The 19,761-nt window shown below is 71.7% G+C and carries 17 protein-coding genes; 7 read left to right on the top strand and 10 right to left on the bottom strand.

Annotated features, from left to right (window positions below; translation table 11 throughout):
• Nucleotides 1-26: 26 nt before the first annotated feature.
• The 3 genes from ACPEH2_RS06900 to ACPEH2_RS06890 are packed head-to-tail and all read right to left on the bottom strand — an operon-like array spanning nt 27 to nt 2,706.
• Nucleotides 27-815, bottom strand: coding sequence for an ABC transporter ATP-binding protein (locus ACPEH2_RS06900; RefSeq protein ID WP_076688357.1), 789 nt, complete (start codon nt 813-815; stop codon nt 27-29).
• Nucleotides 816-829: 14 nt separating this feature from the next.
• Complete coding sequence (locus tag ACPEH2_RS06895; protein ID WP_084201860.1) at nt 830-1,696, bottom strand: ABC transporter permease; 867 nt, start codon at nt 1,694-1,696, stop codon at nt 830-832.
• A gap of 53 nt (nt 1,697-1,749) precedes the next feature.
• Nucleotides 1,750-2,706 (bottom strand): ABC transporter substrate-binding protein, encoded by a 957-nt coding sequence (locus ACPEH2_RS06890; protein ID WP_028497146.1) that lies wholly within the window; start codon nt 2,704-2,706, stop codon nt 1,750-1,752.
• Between the two features lie 191 nt (nt 2,707-2,897).
• Between ACPEH2_RS06890 and ACPEH2_RS06885 the strand changes: the two genes are divergently transcribed.
• The 6 genes from ACPEH2_RS06885 (at nt 2,898) to ACPEH2_RS06860 (ending at nt 10,238) form a co-directional block, all read left to right on the top strand.
• The gene (locus ACPEH2_RS06885; protein WP_311286567.1) at nt 2,898-3,518 is read left to right on the top strand and encodes a helix-turn-helix domain-containing protein; all 621 of its coding nucleotides are present in this window, start codon (nt 2,898-2,900) and stop codon (nt 3,516-3,518) included.
• A 73-nt stretch (nt 3,519-3,591) separates the two neighbouring features.
• Nucleotides 3,592-4,980 carry an allantoinase AllB gene (gene allB / locus ACPEH2_RS06880; protein WP_359919019.1) on the top strand — a complete coding sequence of 463 codons (1,389 nt, stop codon included), beginning with the start codon at nt 3,592-3,594 and terminating at the stop codon, nt 4,978-4,980.
• Nucleotides 4,977-6,062, top strand: coding sequence for an acetamidase/formamidase family protein (locus ACPEH2_RS06875; protein ID WP_311286565.1), 1,086 nt, complete (start codon nt 4,977-4,979; stop codon nt 6,060-6,062). The genes allB and ACPEH2_RS06875 overlap by 4 nt, the downstream gene beginning before the upstream one ends.
• Nucleotides 6,059-7,633: an AtzH-like domain-containing protein gene (locus ACPEH2_RS06870; protein ID WP_359919015.1), complete on the top strand. Its 1,575-nt coding sequence runs from the start codon at nt 6,059-6,061 to the stop codon at nt 7,631-7,633. The genes ACPEH2_RS06875 and ACPEH2_RS06870 overlap by 4 nt, the downstream gene beginning before the upstream one ends.
• On the top strand, nt 7,630-8,862 hold the full coding sequence (locus ACPEH2_RS06865) for a pyridoxal-phosphate-dependent aminotransferase family protein (RefSeq protein ID WP_311286563.1): 1,233 nt from the start codon (nt 7,630-7,632) through the stop codon (nt 8,860-8,862). The genes ACPEH2_RS06870 and ACPEH2_RS06865 overlap by 4 nt, the downstream gene beginning before the upstream one ends.
• Nucleotides 8,859-10,238 (top strand): Zn-dependent hydrolase, encoded by a 1,380-nt coding sequence (locus ACPEH2_RS06860; RefSeq protein ID WP_359919012.1) that lies wholly within the window; start codon nt 8,859-8,861, stop codon nt 10,236-10,238. Before ACPEH2_RS06865 ends, ACPEH2_RS06860 begins: the two co-directional genes overlap by 4 nt.
• A gap of 38 nt (nt 10,239-10,276) precedes the next feature.
• Here ACPEH2_RS06860 and ACPEH2_RS06855 read toward each other — a convergent pair whose 3' ends face one another.
• Nucleotides 10,277-10,894: a TIGR00730 family Rossman fold protein gene (locus tag ACPEH2_RS06855; protein ID WP_287270402.1), complete on the bottom strand. Its 618-nt coding sequence runs from the start codon at nt 10,892-10,894 to the stop codon at nt 10,277-10,279.
• 93 nt (nt 10,895-10,987) lie between these two features.
• Here ACPEH2_RS06855 and ACPEH2_RS06850 point away from each other — a divergent pair, with 93 nt between their 5' ends.
• Entirely contained in the window at nt 10,988-12,355 is a 1,368-nt protein-coding gene (locus tag ACPEH2_RS06850; RefSeq protein WP_423718507.1) for an amidohydrolase family protein, read from the top strand.
• A gap of 17 nt (nt 12,356-12,372) precedes the next feature.
• Here the strand turns inward: ACPEH2_RS06850 and ACPEH2_RS06845 are convergent, their stop codons facing one another.
• The 6 genes from ACPEH2_RS06845 to ACPEH2_RS06820 form a co-directional block, all read right to left on the bottom strand.
• Complete coding sequence (locus tag ACPEH2_RS06845) at nt 12,373-13,260, bottom strand: ABC transporter permease (RefSeq protein ID WP_423718506.1); 888 nt, start codon at nt 13,258-13,260, stop codon at nt 12,373-12,375.
• Nucleotides 13,260-14,066 (bottom strand): ABC transporter permease, encoded by an 807-nt coding sequence (locus tag ACPEH2_RS06840; protein ID WP_423718505.1) that lies wholly within the window; start codon nt 14,064-14,066, stop codon nt 13,260-13,262. Before ACPEH2_RS06840 ends, ACPEH2_RS06845 begins: the two co-directional genes overlap by 1 nt.
• Nucleotides 14,067-14,068: 2 nt before the next feature.
• Nucleotides 14,069-14,890, bottom strand: coding sequence for an ABC transporter ATP-binding protein (locus ACPEH2_RS06835; RefSeq protein ID WP_311286558.1), 822 nt, complete (start codon nt 14,888-14,890; stop codon nt 14,069-14,071).
• Nucleotides 14,891-14,905: 15 nt separating this feature from the next.
• A complete protein-coding gene (locus ACPEH2_RS06830; protein ID WP_359919006.1) occupies nt 14,906-16,000 on the bottom strand; it encodes an ABC transporter substrate-binding protein in 1,095 nt (364 codons plus the stop codon).
• Nucleotides 16,001-16,066: 66 nt separating this feature from the next.
• Nucleotides 16,067-18,793, bottom strand: a complete 2,727-nt coding sequence (locus tag ACPEH2_RS06825; protein ID WP_423718503.1) for a molybdopterin-dependent oxidoreductase — start codon at nt 18,791-18,793, stop codon at nt 16,067-16,069.
• Entirely contained in the window at nt 18,790-19,626 is an 837-nt protein-coding gene (locus ACPEH2_RS06820; RefSeq protein ID WP_423718501.1) for an FAD binding domain-containing protein, read from the bottom strand. Before ACPEH2_RS06820 ends, ACPEH2_RS06825 begins: the two co-directional genes overlap by 4 nt.
• Nucleotides 19,627-19,761: the final 135 nt, after the last annotated feature.

Here is a 19,761-nt window from a genome sequence, read left to right as displayed (position 1 = left end):
CCCCGCGGCCGGGGCCGGGGCCGGTGTCAGGCGTGATCGCCTGCGCCGTGCACGAGGTCTGAGATCTCGCGCTTGTACGCGTTGAACGCGGGGGTCGTGACATCCCGCGGCTCGGGCAGGTCGATCGGCACGGTGCGCGCGATGTGCCCGGGCACGCCGTGCGAGGCCCCACCGGTCATCACCACCACGCGGTCGGCGAGGAACACGGCCTCTTCGATCGAGTGCGTCACGAAGACGACGGTTGTGCGGGTCTCGAGGTGGATGCGCTTGAGCTCGGCCTGAAGATCCGACCGCGTCAGCGCATCCAGCGCGCCGAACGGCTCATCCATCAGCAGCACGCTCGGCTCGTTCGCGAGGACGCGGGCGATCGCGACCCGCTGCTGCATGCCGCCGGACAGCTCGCCCGGGTAACGGTCGGCGAAGCGGCTCAGCCCGACGGTCTCGGTGAACCGGTCCGCAAGCTCGCGCACACGTGCGCGCGGCAGGCGCCGCCGTTTCGGGCCGTAGGCGATGTTCTCGCGCACCGTGAGCCAGGGGAACAGCCCGTAGTCCTGGAAGACGACCCCGCGGTCCGGACCGGGGGCGGTCACGGGCCGCCCGCCGACGGTGACGCTGCCGCTCGTGGCGGGCTCGAATCCGGCGAGGATGCGCAGCACGGTGCTCTTGCCGCAGCCGGATGCGCCGACGACGGCGATGAACTCGCCCGCCGCGATGTCGATGTCGACGTCGGCGACGGCCTGCACGCCGGCCCATTCCGGACCGTAGCGCTTGCCGAGATCCTGCAGGACGACGTCGGCGGTGGTCAGATCGGTCATGTGCTGTGCTCCCGTCACTTCACCAGGGGGCGCCCGCGCGTGAGCAGGCGGAAGGCTCCGACGAGGATGCGGTCGGAGAGGAAGCCGGCGAGGCCGATCACGATCATGCCGACGACGATCATGTCGGTGCGCACCACGTCGCGGGCGAGGATGATCGCAGAGCCGAGGCCGACATTGACGCCGACGCTCTCGCCGAGCACGAGCACGACCCAGGCGAGCCCGAGCCCGACGCGCATTCCGTTGATGACGGCTGCCGCCGAGGCGGGCACGACGATCTGGCCGAGGATCTCCCACCGCCTGGCGCCGAGCATCTGCCCGGCCTCGATGAGCCGACCCGGGACCTCTTTGGATCCGCTGATCGCGCCGAGCACGATCGGGAAGAACGAGGACAGGGCGATCAGGAAGATCGTCGCCTGGTCGCCCCAGCCGATGAGGAGGCCGACGAGCGGCACCCACGCCGTCGCCGGAATCGGCCGGAACAGGTTGATGAACGGATCGAACATCGCGTCCATCTTGTAGTAGCGGCCCATCAGGATGCCGAGGGGGATCGCCAGCACCGACGCGATGAGGAAGCCGATGAGCACCCGCAGCGAGGACGCCCCGAGGTTCACCCACAGGTCGCCGGAGAAGGCGTCGTCGTGGATGCCCCCGAATGCGTAGTCCCACAGCGACGCGACGACGTCGCCGGGGGCGGGCAGGTACCCCATCCGGATGCCGATGAGGGGAATCTCCCACGCCTGGTCGCGCCCCACCTGCCACAGGACGAGGAACAGAAACGGGATCGGGATCCCGAGGAGGATCCGCGTGAGGAGTGCGCGCTGATTGGGTCGCTGCGCGGGAGGGCGTCGGCGAACGGGTCGCGCCGTCGTCTGCGTGGCCATGCGGCCGCCCTTCTGGCGTGCGGGGGAGGCCGCAGCCGCCCCCGCACGCGCGATCACGAGGTGAAGGAGGTGTCCACGATGTCGTCGCCCGTGGGCGTCGTGGTGATGAGCCCGATCGAGGCCATCGCCTCGGCGAGGGCGGAGAGCTGTCCGACGTACTCGTCGGACAGATCCGAGCGCAGCCAGAAGTTCGCCAGCGCCGACGTGAACACGTCCTCGTCACCGCCGAACTCCTCGACCATGCCGGGCAGCCACTCCTCGATGTTGTCGGCCATGTAGGCGGTCGTCGCGGCGTGCGTGTCGACGACCTTCTGCACGAGCTCGGGGTTCTCCTCGATGAGCTTGCCGGTGGTGACCAGGCCGATGTTGACCTTGCCGATGGGCGTCGAGTACGGGTCGACGACCTCGGTGCCGCCGGCGTTCTTCGCGATCGAGACGCCGATCTCGACGCCCATGAACGCGTCGATGTCGCCCGCGATGAACGCCGATGCCATCTCGGGCACGGGGATCACCGACAGCTCGAAGTCCTCGGGGGTGAGACCGGCCTCGTCGATCAGCAGGCGGAGGGCGACCTCCTGGGCCGACCCCTGGACGATGCCGATCTTCTTGCCGACGAGCTCGTCGAGGCTCGACTCGCCGTTGCCGATGAAGCCGGATCCGCCGTCGGCGGCACTCGCGATGATCTTGAGATCGCGGCCCTGCGCGATCGAGGAGATCGTCGGCGTGACACCCGAGATCGCGAAGTCGATCGACCCCGACACGAGCGCGTCGGAGAGGGCGGGCGTCGTGTCGAGCGTGACGACCTCGAACTTCACACCGTCGACGGCGTGGTCGTCGTAGAGGAACGGCTGGTAGAAGTGCGGCTGGCCGCGCAGGGTGCCGATCTTGACGGTGACGGTCTCGGCGGCATCCGACGACGCGGGTGTCGTGTCACCCGAGCTGCAGGCGGACAGGATGAGGACGGATGCCACGGCCAGCGCGGCGGCGATGCGAGGACGGAATCGTGCCATGTGAAGGACTCCCGGGTTCGGTCCGCCGACGACACGGCCGACGGACGGTGCGAGGTGCTGTGTGGCCCCAGTAAAGCGAGCGCGGTCGCGCTCGCCATGAAGGCGGTGTAACGGTTGTGTTAAGTCATGACTGAACACGCGCGGAGTCGGTCGCGCATACGATGGGTCGCGCACGAGGACCGGAGGATGCCGTGGAAGAGAGCCCCCTGCCCGCACAGATCGGTGCGCGACTGCGTCGGCTGCGGACGGCCTCGGGCCGCTCCCTCGCGTCGGTCGCACAGCAGCTCGGCATCTCGTCGAGCGCGCTGTCGCAGATCGAGACGGGCACGATGCGTCCCTCGGTCAACCGGCTCGTCGAGCTCGTCGCCGTGCTGGGCGCTCCCGTGTCGGCGATCTTCGATGATCTCGATCTGTTCGCACCCGACCTCGATCACGCCGCGGGCGACGTCGCCGAACCCCTCCCGGGGGTCCTCGTCACCGGGCCGGGCGAGGCTGCCCCCGCGCAGCTGGACCAGGACGTGGTCTACCGACGACTGTCGCCGGCGCCTCTTCCCGGCGTGGACTTCTTCGAGTCGATCTACCCGCCTGGCTCCGCGTCGAGCGCCGACGGTGCGATGCTCGTGCACGACGGTCTCGAGTCGGGCTACGTGCGCTCGGGCGAGCTCACGTTCGAGTTCACGGAAGGCGCCGTGCGGCTCGGAGCAGGCGGGTCGCTCTCGTTCGCGGCGTCTCGGCCGCACCGCGTCGTCAACCAGACGGCGGAGGTGGCCTCGGCGATCTGGCTGACGATCCTCCCGGCGCGCGGCGTCTGAACCCTGCGGCGTTTCACACGCCCGTTACGTGGGGGTAATCGCTCGCGTCACGTTAAGCAATAGCTTTAGAGGCGTGAAGACCGGTGAAGAGCAGGTGGATGGCGCGGACCTCGTGATCCGTGCGGAGCGCGCGTGGATCGACGGTGCGTTCCGCCCCGCCGAGGTCGTCGTGCGCGGCGGAGTCATCGCGGACGTCCGGGTGCCCCACGGTGCCCCGCGCGGAGCCGTCGAAGTGCCCGAAGACGCGGTCCTCCTCCCTGGTCTCGTCGACTCGCACGTGCACGTCAACGAACCCGGCCGCACCGAGTGGGAGGGCTTCCGCTCGGCGACCCTCGCCGCCGCCGCGGGCGGCGTGACGACCCTCGTCGACATGCCGCTCAACTCGATCCCGCCGACCACGACGACGGAGGCCCTCGCGATCAAGCGGGCGGCTGCCGCGGCATCCGCCTATGTCGACATCGGGTTCTGGGGCGGCGCGGTTCCGGAGAACCTCGGTGCGCTCGGGCCGGTCCACGACGCGGGGGTGTACGGGTTCAAGAGCTTCCTCGCGCCCAGCGGCGTCGACGAGTTCGGACACCTCGATCGCGCCCAGCTCGACCGGGCGATGGCCGAGGTCGCGGCGATCGGCTCGCGCCTGATCGTCCACGCGGAAGACCCCGACCTCCTCTCCGGTGACGGGTCGCTCGGGCGCGGCTACGCCGCCTTCCTCGCGTCGCGCCCGCCGGCGAGCGAAGAGGCTGCGATCGACGCCGTCATCGCCGCCGCGCGGCGTCACGGCGCACGCGCCCACATCCTGCACCTGAGTGACGCGCGCGCCCTTCCCGCGATCGCGGCCGCCAAGGCCGACGGCGTCGACCTCACCGTCGAGACCTGCCCGCACTACCTGACGATCACCGCCGAAGAGATCCCCGACGGCGCGAGCGAGTTCAAGTGCTGCCCGCCGATCCGCGAAGCGGGCAATCAGGAGCTGTTGTGGCAGGGCATCCTCGACGGAACGATCGACGCGATCGTGAGCGACCACTCGCCCTCCACCGTCGACCTCAAGCGGTCGGGGAACGGCGACTTCGGTCTCGCGTGGGGCGGCATCGCCGGCCTGCAGGTGGGGCTCTCGGCCGTCTGGACCGAGGCGCGCCGCCGCGGCATCCCGCTCGACACCCTCCTGCCGCTGTTCACGACCGGTCCCGCGCGGGTCGCGGGGCTGACGGGCGTCGGCGAGATCGTCGTCGGCGCGTCCGCGCACCTCGCGGTGTTCGGCCTCGACGACACCCTGCGCATCGAGGCGCGCGCCCTGCAGCACCGCAACCCCATCTCGGCCTACGACGGCAAGGTCCTCACCGGACGCGTGCGCCGCACGTGGCTGCGCGGGCAGAGTGTGTACGACGCGAGCGAAGGCGGCGCCGGCGAGGCGCCGTGGCTGAGGCGCCCACCGGCGGGCCGCCTCCTGTCGAGAGGAACGGCGTGAGCGAGATCCTGCAGCCCGGAGTCGGGCCCATCCCCGGCGACCACTACGTCGCCGCGTCGCCGCAGACGGTGATGTGGGGGAGGTTGCCGTGCGAGACGGATGCCCCGGTGCTGGCCGTTCCGGCCGGGGCGACCGTCACGTTCGACACCGTCAGCCACGAAGGCATCCTGCCTGATCAGGGGCAGGATCCGTTCGCCTACTTCACGGGACACGGGGTCGCGCCCGAGGCCGTGCTCACCGACGCGATCGAGATCGCGGCATCCGTCCCCCGCGACGCCGTCGCCGACGGTCCGCACGTCGTCACGGGTCCCGTCTTCGTTGAGGGAGCCGAGCCCGGCGACCTGCTCAAGATCACGGTCGTCGATCTCGCACCGCGCGTGCCGTACGGCGTCATCTCGAACCGGCACGGCAAGGGGGCCCTGCCCGGCACGCTGCCGCGCGGCCCCGAGAACGTCAGCGTCTTCACGCCGGTCGCCGGCGGCGCCGGACGCCTGCCGCTCGTCGAGGGAGGCGATCGCGTCGTGGGCTTCCCGCTCGCGCCGTTCCTCGGCACGATGGGCGTCGCCGTCGCGGGGCCGGAGCGCCCCCACTCGGTGCCGCCCGGCTCGCACGGCGGCAACATCGACATCAACCTGCTCGTCGAGGGCACGGTCCTGTACCTGCCCGTGCAGGTGCCCGGCGCCCTCGCCTACGTCGGCGACCCGCACTTCGCGCAGGGCGACGGCGAAGTCGCGCTGACGGCGCTCGAGGCATCCCTGCGCGCGACGCTGCGCTTCGAGGTCGTGCCGCGCGCCGAAGCGCTCGCCGCCTTCGGCGAGGTCACCGGCCCCCTCGTGCGGACGGACGAGTACCTCGTGCCGACGGGACTCGACCCCGACCTCAACGAGGCGATGCGCAAGGCCGTGCGCGCGGCGCTCGACCTGCTCGCGGCCCGCTACGGCATGGCCGAGCACCTCGCCTACGCGTACCTGTCGGCGGCCACCGACTTCGACATCTCCCAGGTCGTCGACATCGTGTGCGGTGTGCACGCCCGCATCCGCGAGGCCGACTTCGCCGGCGTCGCGAGGGCGGGCGACGCGTGACCGAGATCCCCGCCGACCTGCGCGCGGCGTTCGACGCGTACGAGGCCGCGATCCTCGCGAACGACCTCGATGCGCTGGATGCCGCGTTCGCGCCCGGCGCCGAGACGATGCGCGGCGACGGCGCGGGCCTGCTCGTCGGGCACGACACGATCAGCGCGTTCCGCGGCGTGCGCGCTGGGGTTCCGCCCCGCACGATCGAGCGCATCGAGTATCGCCCGCTGGCAGACGGCGTCGCGCTGCTCGTGTCGGTCTCGCGCTTCCGCGGTGGTGGCACGGGACTGCAGACGCAGGTCTGGGAGCGCCTCGACGGGCGCTGGCTCATCACGGCCGCCCACGTCACGCCGCGCGCGCAGGCGCTCGACCGGTCGGTCTGGCGATCGGTCGGTGACCCGCTGTTCCAGGGCGCGTGGGAGGGTCCGCTCGAGGGCCTCACGGTCGCCGTCAAGGACCTCTTCGCCATCAAGGGCTACCGCATCGGCGCGGGCAACCCCACCTACCTCGACTCGGCGCGCGCCGAGACGACGACGGCTCCCGCCGTGGGCGACCTGCTCCGCGGCGGCGCGTCGCTGCGCGGCATCGCCCGCACCGACGAGTTCGCGTACTCGATCGCGGGCGACAACGCGCATTACGGCACCCCGCCCAACGGAGCCCTCCCGGGGGCCCTGCCCGGCGGCTCGTCGAGTGGACCGGCGACCGCCGTCGCGACAGGCCAGGCCGACATCGGCCTCGCGACCGACACCGCCGGCAGCGTGCGCGTGCCCGCGTCGTACCAGGGGCTGTGGGGTCTGCGTACGACGCACGGCCTCGTGCCGCGGCAGGGTCTGCTGCCTCTCGCGCAGAGCTTCGACACCGTCGGCTGGCTGACGCGCGACGGCGCGACCCTGCAGCGCGTCGCGGACTGGTGCCTCAGCTACGACGGGTCGGACTCGACCGAGTCGGTCTTCGGTGAGTCCGGCGCCGACCTGCCCTGGCGCTTCGTCATCCCGGCCGAGGCGCTGGATGCCGCGGATGCCGCCACGCGCGCCGCGTTCGAGGCCCTCGTCGCGGCATCCGCTCTGCCCGTCGAAACCGCCTCGATCGGCGACCTCGACGACTACCTCGTGCCGTTCCGCACGGTGCAGGGCGCGGAGGCCTGGCGCAACAACGGCGACTGGCTGCGCGCGCACCCGGGCGCCACGGGTCCCGCCGTCGCAGACCGCTTCCGCGCGGCCGCTGCCGTCACGGCCGCCGACGAGGCCGCGGCCCGCACCGCCCTCGCCCCGCTGCGCGCACGGCTGACCGACCTCGTGACGGATGCCGTCCTGATCCTGCCGACCGCGCCCGGCCCTGCCCCCGCGCGCACGGCCGGCGGCGAGGGCATCGACGCCGTGCGCCAGGCGACGCTGCGGCTCACGACCCCCGCCGCCGTCGCGGGGCTGCCCGCCCTCTCGGTGCCGCTCCTGACGGTCGCCTCGCCCCTCGGGCCGGCCCCCGTCGGCGTCTGCCTCGTCGCGCGCTCCGGAACCGACATCGCCCTCGTGCGGCAGGGCCTCGCCCTGCACGCACTCACCACCGGAACGGAAGCACCATGACCACCGTCATCCCCGGCCCCATCGACCCGCCTGCGCGCCTGCTCATGGGCCCCGGCCCGATCTCGGCCTACCCGAGCGTGCTGCGCGCGATGTCGGCACCCCTCGTCGGGCAGTACGACCCGTTCATGACGACGGCGATGGCCGAGACGCAGGAGCTCTACCGCGTCGTCTGGAACACCACCAACGACGCGACCCTGCTCGTCGACGGCACGAGCCGCGCCGGCATCGAGGCGGCGATCGTCTCGCTCGTGCGCCCCGGCGACCGCGTGCTGGTCCCCGTCTTCGGCCGGTTCGGGCATCTGCTCGCCGAGATCGCCGAGCGCGCGCAGGCCGAGGTGCACACGATCGAGACCGAGTGGGGGCAGGTGTTCCCGGCATCCGTCATCGAGGAGGCGATCATCCGCGTCAAGCCCGCCCTGCTCGCCCTCGTGCAGGGCGACACCTCGACGACGATGAACCAGCCGCTCGAGGACATCGGCGCGATCTGCGCCCGCCACGGCGTGCTGTTCTATTCCGACGCCACCGCATCGCTCGGCGGCAACGCCTTCGATGCGGATGCGTGGGGGCTGGATGCCGCGACCGCCGGACTGCAGAAGTGCCTCGGCGGGCCGTCGGGCTCGTCGCCGATCACGCTGTCGGAGCGCGCCGTCGAGGTCATCCGCTCGCGCGGCCGCGTCGAGGCGGGCATCCGTGAGGCGGGCGATGTCGCGGCATCCGACTTCGTGCTGTCGAACTACTTCGACCTCGGCATGATCCTCGACTATTGGGGGCCGCGGCGGCTCAACCACCACACCGAGGCGACGAGCATGCTGTACGCGGCGCGCGAGTGCGCACGCGTGCTGCTGCTCGAGGGGCGCGACGAGGTCATCGCCCGGCACGAGCTCGCCGGGCGCGCAATGCTCGCGGGCGTGCGGGGCCTCGGCCTCGGCGTCTTCGGCGACGTCGCGCACAAGATGAACAACGTCGTCGCCGTCGAGATCCCGGAGGGCGTGCCGGGGGATGCCGCGCGTTCGGCCCTGCTCGAGGACTTCGGCATCGAGATCGGCACCTCGTTCGGACCCCTGCACGGCCGCGTCTGGCGCATCGGGACGATGGGCTACAACGCCCGGAAGGACGCCGTGCTCACGACGCTCGCCGCGCTCGAGGCCGTGCTGCGGCGGTTCGGGGCCTCCGTGCCCGCCGGTGGCGGTGTCGAGGCGGCCGCTGACGTCTACGCGGGGGCCGCGTGAGCGCTGCGTCCCGCCTGCTCACCGCGTCGCCGGATGCCGTGGCGGCAGCCGCGCGCCGCGTCATGGCGCGCTGCGACGAGCTCGCCCGCGTCACCGCGACGCCGGGGCGCATCGAGCGCGTCTACCTCTCGCCCGAGCACGCCCGCGTCAACCGCCTCGCCGCCGAATGGATGCGCGAGGTCGGCATGCGCACGTGGCAGGATGCCGCCGGCAACCAGGTCGGGCGGATCGAGGCGGCCGGCGACGCCTTCCCCGGTGGTCGAGTGCCGTCGCGGAGCGACGCGTCCCCCGGTGGTCGAGTGCCGGGCGTATCGAGACCATCCGACGCTCCCGCACTGCTGCTGGGGTCCCACCTCGACACGGTCATCGACGCGGGCCGGTTCGACGGCATCGCGGGCGTGCTCATCGCGCTCGAGGTCGTGCGGCTGCTGCGGGTGCCGGCCGACACCGGCTGGGCCGTGCCGCTACCGTTCCCGATCGAGGTCGTCGCCTTCTCGGACGAAGAAGGCACCCGGTTCGGCAAGGCGCTGCTGGGTTCGTCGGCGGTCGCCGGTTCGTGGAACGACGCGTGGTGGACGTTGACGGATGCCGACGGCGTGAGCCTGCGGCAGGCGTTCCTCGAGTTCGGACTCGACCCCGCGCGCATCGGCGAGGCGGCTCGCCGCCCCGATGAGCTCGTCGCCTACCTCGAGGCCCACATCGAGCAGGGCCCCGCGCTCGACCGCGCCGGCGAGCCCCTTGCGGTCGTGTCGTCGATCGCGTCGGCGCGCCGGTTCCAGCTCGTCGTCGAGGGCGAGGCGCGGCACGCCGGCGGCACTCCCTACGACATGCGCCGCGATGCCCTGCTGGGCGCAAGCGAAGCGGCGCTCGCCGTCGAGCGCGTGTGCGCCGCGGAGCACCACATCATCGGCACGGTGGGCCGGTTCGAGGCCTTCCCCGGTGCCGTCAACGTGATCCCCGGCGAAGTGCGGTTCTCGCTCGATCTGCGCGGCGAGTTCGATGGCGAACGCGACCGCGTGTGGGACCTGCTCTCGCGCGACCTCGACGAGATCATGGGTCGCCGCGGCCTGCGCTGGTCGGCGCGTGAGGTGCACAGCGCCCCGGCCGTGTTCTGCGCGCCGTTGCTGCAGGATGTCGTGGCCGCCGGCATCCGCGCGACACTGCCCGTGCGTTCGGATGCGGCGCCGGTCCTCTTCAGCCCGGCCGGCCACGACGGCATGGCGCTCGGCGCGATCACCGACGTGGGGATGCTGTTCCTGCGCAACCCCGACGGCATCAGTCATCACCCCGACGAGTTCGTCTCGGCCGGTGACGTGGCCCACGGCATCCGCGCCCTCGCCGAATCGATCCTGCACCTCGCCGCCGAGCCGCGCTGACCCGCTGCCCGTGCAGCCCGCGGCCCGCGCCCGCCGCGTCAGGGCCGCACGGGCAGCGACAGCGCGCCGGTCATCTCAGCGCCGGGCGATGCCTCGCTCCGCGCCGGCGGCACGTAGTCGCGCAACCGGGCGAGGGCCTCGTCGGCCTCGGTCGCGACGACGAGCATGTCGGTGTAGCGAGGGTGGGTGAAGCCGCGGTCGCGCATGTTCGCGACGAACGCGAGCAGCGGGTCGAAGTAGCCGTCGATGTTGAGCAGGCCGACGGGCTTCTGATGGATGCCCAGCTGCGCCCACGTCCACTGCTCGGTGAGCTCCTCGAGCGTGCCCGGCCCGCCGGGGAGGGCCAGAAACGCGTCGGCCCGGTCGGCCATCATCATCTTGCGCTCGTGCATCGTGTCGACGATGACGAGTTCGGCGATGTTGTGGTTGACGGCCTCACGCGCCTGCAGCGCGCGCGGGATGACGCCCGTGACGTGCGCGCCGGCTGCCACCGCGGCATCCGCCACCGTGCCCATGAGCCCGACGTGCCCACCGCCGTAGACGAGGTTCATGCCGGCCCGGCCGATCGCGGTGCCGACCGCGCGGGCGGCGTCGACGTAGATCGGGTCGAACCCCGGCGAGGATCCGCAGAAGACCGTGACTGTGAACCGTTCCATGGATAGACGCTAGAACTCGCGTGTTTCCGGGGCGTGCCTGCGTGTTTCCAGGCCGTGACAGCGCGGAAACATCGCCCGGATACCGTGACGAGCATGTCTGTTCTGGTCACCCACGCGCGTCTCATCACGATCCCCGCCGGCACCGCCGACCCCGGGTACATCGAGGACGGCTGGATGCTCATCGGAGACGGTCGCATCGCGGCGATCGGCTCCGGGACCCCGGATGTCACCGCCGACGAGGTCCTCGACGTGGCGGGCAAGTTCGTCGCCCCCGGGTTCGTCTCCAGCCACTCGCACCTGTTCACGTCGGGGCTGCGAGGGCTCGGCGTCGCCGACACGCTCTACGGCTGGTGCGACTCGATGCTCGGCACGACGGCGCACATGACGCCCGAGCAGATGTACTGGTCGACCCTGCACGGCAGCCTCGACTTCCTCGGCAACGGCGTCACGACGGCCTACAACTTCACTGACCCGCTGCAGGCCTGGGAGTCGATGGTCGACGGCAAGCGCGCCGGCACCGCCGGCATCCGCGACCTCGAATACCACTTCCGACAGGCCGACGGCACGCGGGACGCCGGCATCCGCTTCGTCGATGCGACCGGCATGGACGTCACCGTCGGCACCGACCAGGACATCTTCGACCGGTTCGCCGCAGAGGTCGCCCACACCCGCACGTTCGACCCCGACTACGCCCTCGGCTGCTCGATCATGGGCCAGGTGCAGTGGTCGCCGCGGCCCGAGGCGGCCGAGCTCGAGACCGAGGCGATGCGCCGCTACGGCGTCACCAACCAGGCGCACTTCCTCGAGTCGCCCGAGGCGATCGAGCACCAGCAGTCGAAGTTCGCGCTGTACCGAGATGCCGGGGCGCTGGGCCTCGGCCTCATGTTCGGGCACTTCATCCAGACGACCCCCGAGATCATCGAGCAGGCGGTCGCCGGCGGTGCGTCGATGTCGTGGCAACCGGCATCCAATGGTCGGCTCGCATCCGGCGTGGCGCGCGTGCCCGAGATGCTCGCGATGGGAATGAAGGTGGGCGTCGGGCTCGACGACCAGGCGTGCACCGACGTGAGTGACCCGTGGCAGAACATGCGCATGGGCATCTACATGCAGCGTGCCCGCACGAAGGACCCGCTGTCGATGATGCCCGAGCAGATGTTGCGACTGCACACGCTCGGCGGCGCCGAGATCATGGGCGTCGACGACCGGGTCGGCAGTCTCGAGGTCGGCAAGTTTGCCGACTTCGTGGTGGTGGATCCGCGCATGCCGGATGTCGGTCCGCTGTGGCATCCGGTGCGTTCGTATGTGCTCGCGATGAGCCCGCGGAACCTCAAGGCGGTCTACGTCGGTGGCCGACTCATGGACGCCGCGGGTGTCTCGACGAACCCGCTGGCGGCCGAGGCCTCGGCGAAGGTGCACGAGCTGCCGGCGGCGCTCGTGCCGCACCGCGGCCACCCGCACTGAGCGGCGGGCGGGTCGGCTCAGCGCGAGCCGGTCATGCCCATGCGGGTGAGGGCGACGTTCTCGAGGATCTGCACGAGGTTGTAGAGCACGAGCGTGATGACGGTGATCAGCGCGATCGAGGCCCACACCTGCGTGAACTGGGCCTGCGCGTTGAACTTGAGGATGGACCCGCCGATCCCCGTGCCGGTCGAGAGCCACTCGGCGAGCAGTGCTCCCGTGACGGCGCCGGGCACCGAGACGCGGGCTGCGGCGAAGACGCTGGGCAGCGCCCCCGGCAGGTTGACCTTGCGGAGGGTGGTGAACCGACCGCCGCCGAACACCCGCACGACGTCGACGCTCTGCTGGCTCGCCCGGCTCAGGCCGAACAGCACGTTGGCGAGAGCGGGGAAGAGCACCACGATGGTGCCGATGACCGCGACGGATGCCGGGGTTCCGCGCCCGGTGACCAGGATGATCACGGGCGCGATCGCGACGAGCGGGATCGTCCGCAGCAGCAGCACGAGCGGCATGACGCCGGCCTCGATGGACCGCGACAGGCTGAACAGGATCGCGGCGACGATCGCGACGCTCATGCCGACGACGAACCCGATGGCCGCGTCCGCGAGGGTCACCGCGACCAGCGGGAACATCTGATCGCGATGCTCGGCGGCATCCTCGTCGGTGAACAGGAATCCCCACACGTCGAGCGGACCCTTGGCGACGAAGGGCGAGATGCCGGTGAAGCTGACGGCGGCCTGCCACAGCAGGAGCAGGACGGCGAGGGTGAGCGCGGCGCCTCCCAGTGAGCGCAGCAGCGTCCTCCCGAGAGCGCGACGGCGCTCGGCACGCAGTCGCGCCTGCGCGGCGGCGTGGGCGGCGTCCTCGGCCGCGGGCGCCGCGCCCGTCGGATGCGTGGTGTCGACCATCAGCGTGCCTTCCCCGAGACCCACGGCGTGACGAGCCGTACGAGCAGACCGAACAGGCCGTACGCGACGAGCGCGAAGACGGCCGTGAGCAGGAACACCGACCAGACGCCGGCGGAGTCGAGCTGACCCTGCAGGCGGATGAGCGTGGGCCCCACGCCCGCGGTGATGGAGCCGAGGTACTCGCCCAGGACCGCGCCGAGGAACGCGCTCGGCACCGCGATCTGCAGGGCGTTGAGGATCGCGGGGAGCGCGGCGATCAGGCGGACCTTCACAAGCTGGGTCCACGCGCCGCCGCCGAAGACGCGGACGACGTCGAGCGAGGCCTTGTCGGCCGAGGTGAACCCGAGGATCGAGCCGACCACCGTGGTGAAGACGCACACGAGCGCGGCCAGGAAGATCGCGGTCGGCGAGGGGTCGCCGGGGTTCTTGGCTGGGCCGAGCACGACGATCGAGATGCCGCCGACGGCGACGATCGGCAGGCAGTAGGTGACGACGGCGATCTGCGACACGAGCAGCTCGAGGCGCGGGAACAGCAGCACGAGGGCCGCGAGGAGCAGGGCGATGCCGTTGCCCCAGAGGTAGCCGACGGCCGCGGCGGTGACCGTGGGCTGGAACACGTTCCACGCGCCGGCGATGTTGCCCTGCACGATGAGCCAATCGAAGACCGCCCCCGGCGAGGGCACCGGAGTGAAGCTCGTCCCCTCCTGCGGGCGGAAGGCGGTCGCCGAGAACAGCCACCAGAGCAGCACGAGCGCGCCGCCGCCAAGGATCCCCGAAACCCAGCCCGGGAGGCCCCTGCGGGTCACGCTCACGCCTCCGCTTCGGCGCGCCCGTCGGTCCCGAACAGCAGTTCGGAGGCGCGGTCGACGTAGGCGTGGAACTCGGGGGTGCGCATCATGTCGGGCGTGCGGGGACGCGGCAGGTCGATCTCGAGGATCTCCTTGATCCGCCCCGGGCGCGGCGACATCACCGCGACACGGTCGGCGAGGAAGATCGCCTCGCTGATCCCGTGGGTCACGAGGAGCGTCGTCGCGGGCTTCTCGGTCCAGATGCGCAGCAGCTCGAGGTTCAGGTTCTGCCGGGTCATGTCGTCGAGCGCACCGAACGGCTCGTCGAGCAGCAGTACCGACGGCTTGAGGACGAGCGCCCGGGCGATCGAGGCGCGCTGGCGCATGCCGCCCGAGAGCTGCGCCGGCTTCGCGTTCGCGAAGTCCGCGAGCCCGACGAGCTCGATCAGCTCGTCGACGTACGCCTTGTCGACCTTGCGGCCGGCGACCTCGAAGGGCAGTTCGATGTTCTTGCGGATGCTGCGCCACGGCAGCAGGGCGTGGTCCTGGAACGCGATCCCGAGCTCGCTGCGGGCCCGCAACTGGTCGGGCGTCTGCCCGTCGACCAGCGCCACGCCCGAGGACGTGTGCTCGAGCGCGGCGAGGATCCGAAGGATGGTCGACTTGCCGCATCCGGACGGACCGAGCAGCGCGAGGAAGGAGCCCTTCTCGGTGTGCAGATCGGTGTCCTGCAGCGCGGTCAGGGTCTTGCCGCCGCGCAGCGGAAAGGTCTTGGAGACTCCGGTGATCCGGATGCCGGTTCCCGCGAGGGAACCGGCATCCAGGGTGTCAGTGGTGCTCATGACGGGTCGGCCTGCTCAGGGCAGGTACTCCTTCAGGTCGGGGTTCTCGGCGTAGATCTCGTCGATGATCGTCGTGTCGAACAGGTCGTCGGCCTCGAGCTCCCAGCCCGACGCGGCGAGCGACGTGAGGGTCTGCTCCTTCAGCTCGTCCGAGATCGTGAACAGGCCATTCGCCTCGGTCTCCTCGGTCGAGATGAGCTTGGCCTGAGCGGCGAGGCCCGCCTCGACCTTGGCGGGGTCCAGCTCGCCGAACGTCAGGTCGCCGGCGGCGGCGGACTCGTTGTAGTGCTCGATGACCTTCGCGACCGTGTCGTCCACGGGCTCGGTGAAGGTGTCGGTCCAGCCCTTGATCTCGGCGGTGAGGAACGCCTTGATGAGCTCACGGTTCTCGGCGAGGTACTGGTCGGTGACCGAGAACGTCTCGGCCACGTAGGGCAGGCCGTTGTCGGCGTAGGCGAGGTTCGTCACCTCGTATCCGGCCATCTCGACCGTGATGGCCTCGTTGGTGAGGTAGGCCATGAAGCCGTCGACCTCGCCGTTCATGAGCGGCGTCGGGTCGAAGTCCACTGGGACGATCTCGACCTCGCTCTCGTCGATGCCGTTGGCGGCGAGGAGGGCCTGGAACACCGAGGCGTTCGAGTCCTGCACGCCGATCTTCTTGCCCTTGAGGTCCTCGGGCGTCTCGATGTCGCCGCCGTCGGCGAGCGAGAGGATCGTGAAGGGGTTCTTCTGGAACGTCGCGCCGACGATCTTCAGCGGCGCGTCCTCCGTCGCGACGGCCGCGCCGATGGATGCCGCATCGCTGAGCGCGACCTGAACCGTGCCGGAGAGGAGCTTGGCGACGCCGGTGTCGGGGCCGGCGATGCCGGTGACCTCCGAGAAGCCGGCCTCGTCGTAGTAGCCGTTGTCGTAGGCATAGAACTCGCCCGCGAACTCCTCGTTCTTGATCCAGGAGTACTGGACGCTGATCGAGCCGAAGTCGGCGGCCTCGCCGGAGCTCGACGCCTCTTCGGCGCTCGTGCCGGCGCAGGCGGACAGGGCGAGGGCGGCGGTGGCGGCCAGGGCGAGGACGGTTCCGCCGCGGCGGCGGGTGAGGTGACGTGCGTGCATCGGGACTCCATCTGTGAGAGGTGCAGTCGTGACGCTAGACCGCTCGTATTTCCGGCTGACGGTCAGTCACGTTTCCGACGTGTGACGGCCGAGTTCCCAGACCCGGTCGCGGGAGAACGGCTGCACGAACGGGCGGGCGCCGAGCGCCCGTGCGATGGCGTTCCCGATCGCCGGGGCGACGGGGTTGTAGGGCGATTCGCTCATCGACTTCGCCCCGAACGGCCCCAGGTCGTCGCTCGTGTCGGCGAAGAGGACCTCGGTCTCGGGGATGTCGGCCGGCTGCGGCATCCGGTACAGCCGGAGGACCGGCGTCGTCACGCGGCCCGTGTCCGCGTCGACCATGACCTCCTCGTACAGGGCGCTGCCGATCCCCTGCGCTACGCCGCCCTCGATCTGGCCGCGGCACTGCGCGGGGTTCATGACGAAGCCCGCGTCGGCGGCGTGCACCGACTGCAGGATCCGCACGACACCCGTCTCGGGATCCACGGCAACGCGCACCGCGTGCACGTTGAAGGCGAGCGAGCGCTGCTCGCCCAGTTCCCCGCCGTGCGCCGAGAGCTCGCCGTCGGCGGTGAGCGCGGCGAAGCCCACCGTGCCGCGGGGCGTGGACACGCCGGTCTCCGTCAGCACCGCTTCGTCGGGGTCGGTGCCGGTGAGCGAGGCGGCGCGCTCCCGCATCCGCCTCGCGAGGGCGAGGCACGCCGCGTGCAGGGCCTTGCCGGCGACGGTGATGCCGGCCGAGGCGAACGCTCCCGTGTCGTGCGCGACGGCGTCGGTGTCGGCCGTCCACAGCTCGAGGCGGTCGAAGGATGCCGCGAGGTCGGTCGCGGCGATCTGACGAAGCACCGTCGTCGTGCCGTTGCCGAACTCCGTGGTCCCGGTGCGCAGCAGGTACGTACCGTCCGGTCGGAGGGTGGCGCTCGTGTGCGCGATGTGGCCGAAGGGCGCCATCGTCGCGATCATGGCGGCGGCCACCCCTTCGCCGACCCGCCAGCCGGCGGGCGCCTCGACGCCGTTGCCGCGTCGGAGCGCGTCCTGGGCGAGGTCGAGGCACTGGTCAAAGCCGTAGCTGCCCCAGACCAGGTCGTCGTGGCCGGGGTCGTCGCCGGGGCGGATGGCGTTGCGCCGCCGCAGGTCGAACGGATCGATGCCCAGCCGCTCGGCCAGCATGTCCATCGCCGACTCGACGCCGAGCATCACCTGCCCCAGCCCGTACCCGCGGAAGGCGCCGGAGGGGACGTTGTTCGTGTAGACGGCCTCCGCCTCGATGCGCCGGGCGGGGAAGCGGTAGATCGTCGTGGATTCCGCGAGCGAGTGGAAGAGCACGCCGCGCGAGTGGTTGCCGTAGGCGCCGGTGTCGCTCAGGACATCGAGCTTGAGCGCCGTCAGCATGCCGTGCGCGTCGGCCCCGAGGTCGACCCGCACGCGCATCGGATGCCGCACGGAGGTGCGCTGGAACTCGTCCGCGCGGCTGAGCTCGTACCCCACGGGTCTCCCGGTGCGCAGCACGGCGAGGGCGACGAGGTCCTCGGCGAAGATCTCCTGCTTGCCGCCGAAGCCGCCGCCCACGCGGGCGGTGTGCACACGGACCTGCTCGCGGTCGAGGTCGAACAGCCGCGCGATCTCGTCGCGGGCGAGGAAGGGCACCTGGGTCGACGCGCGGATGACGAGCCGGCCGTCGTCGTCGAGCCAGCCGACGGCCCCGTGCGTCTCGAGCTGGGCGTGGCTCACGCGCGACGTGCGCCAGGTGCCGCCGACGACGGCGGCGCTCGCCGCGAGGATGTCGTCGACGTCGTCGCCGGACTCGACCCGCAGCACGACGTTGCGCCCGGCGTCGTCGACCCTGTCGGCGGGCGTGCGGTCGGGGTGGATGAGCGGTGCCCCCGGGCGCCGGGCGGCCTCGGGGTCGAAGACGGCGTCGAGCAGCTCGTACCGCACGCGCACGAGCGCGCGTGCGGCGTCGGCGGCCTCGGCCGTCTCGGCGACCACTGCGGCGACGCGCTGCCCGACGTGGCGCACGACGTCGTCGAGCATGCGGGTGTCGTCGGGGTCGTCCTCACGGTGCTCGTGGCGTCCCGTCGAGTAGCGCCGGTCGGGCACGTCGCGGTGCGTGAACACAGCGACGACGCCGGGAACGGCGAGGGCCGCGGCCGTGTCGATCGACAGGATGCGGGCGTGCGCATGCGGGCTCGTCACGACCCGGAGGACGAGCGCGGCGGATGCCGGATGCCCCGGCGGCAGGTCGAAGGTGAACGGCTCGGTGCCCTGCACGACGCGGGCGGCGGCCTCGGGGCGCGTCGAGTGCCCCACCCGTTCCGGGGCGGGGCCGCTCTCGCGGGCGCGGCCGGTCTCGCGCACGGGCCCGAGCACCGCGGCCGTGATCGCCTCGCGGATGGGACGGTACCCCGTGCACCGGCACAGGTTGCCCTTCATCCGGCGATCGAGGTCGGGAAGGTCGCTCGCGCACAGCGTCGAGGCGGTCACGCTCATCCCCGGCGAGCAGAAGCCGCACTGGAACCCGAAGCTGTCGGCGATCGCCTGCTGCACCGGATGCAGGTCATCGCCCGGCGCGAGTCCCGCCGCGGTGGTCACGCGCCTGCCCTCGGCGCGGACCGCCGGGATGAGGCAGGAGTGCACCGGGTCGCCGTCGAGCAGCACGCTGCACGCGCCGCAGTCGCCCGCATCGCAGCCCTTCTTCACCGAGGTGCGATCGGCCTCGCGCAGCAGGGTCCGCAGGCACTGGCCGGGGCGGGGCTCCGCCTCCACCGGCTCGCCGTCGACCTCGAACCTCATGCGCCCCCCTCGATCAGTTCCACGCGGATCCGCTCCGCGAGCACCCCGCTCACGCCCCGTCGCCAGTCGGCCGACCCGAGGGGGTCGGTGTAGTACCCGGATGCCGCGGCCACCGCGGCGGCCAGGGCTGCGGCATCCGGCATCTCCGCGAAGCGCAGCACGGTGGGCGTCCAGGTCGCGGCGGTGATCGTGAACACCGACGCACCGCCGGGATCGACCCGCCCGGTGACGACGGCGCCCGACCGGCCGTGCTCGGCGAGGGCGATCTTGCGCAGCAGCGCACGCGAGCGCAGCGCCTCGCCCGGCAGCCGGACCGCGCGCAGCACGTCGCCGCGGGCGAGCACGTTCGTGCCGTCGCCGGTGACGAGTTCGGCGACGGGGATGCGGCGCTCGCCGCCGTCCGCCGTCCAGACCTCCGCAACTCCGTCCAGGGCGACGCATAGCGAGACCATCGCGGCGGCGGCGAAGGAGCGGCAGAGGTTCCCGCCGACGGTGGCGGTGTTCCAGATCTTGAACGAGGCGAGCAGGGCGTTCGCGGCATCCGGCACGATCGCGGCTGCGCGCCAGTCCGCGGGGACGGGCAGCGCAGGGAGGCGGCCCTCCGCCCAGGCGACGAGCCGGGCAATCGTGCAGGTGGCGGCGATGCGCAGCCCACTCGCATCGATCTCGAGGTCGGGCCACCCCAGGGTCGTGAGGTCGACGAAGCCCGTCGTGTCCGGTTGGGGCTCGCTCATGAGCCAGGTGCCGCCGGCGATGACGACCTCTCCGGGCGCGAGCGCGAGGTCGCCGCGGTCGCGTGCGCGGCGGTAGGAGGTGACGGACGTGATGTCCACGGCGGCCTCCGATCCCGGGTCCCGGTCGGGGCTCGGCCGGGGACCGCTCGATCGAACCACTCGGTCGTTTCCGCGGTGTTTCATGCGTTCGAAACGATGGCGCAACGCGGCGGTGCCGGCGCCGTCCTACCGTTG

Origin of the sequence: Microbacterium sp. NPDC064942 (assembly GCF_049545525.1) — a bacterium.
Lineage (GTDB): Bacteria > Actinomycetota > Actinomycetes > Actinomycetales > Microbacteriaceae > Microbacterium > Microbacterium gawkjiense.
Note: the sequence above shows the minus strand (reverse complement) of the source record. Positions and strands in the feature narration are given on the sequence as shown.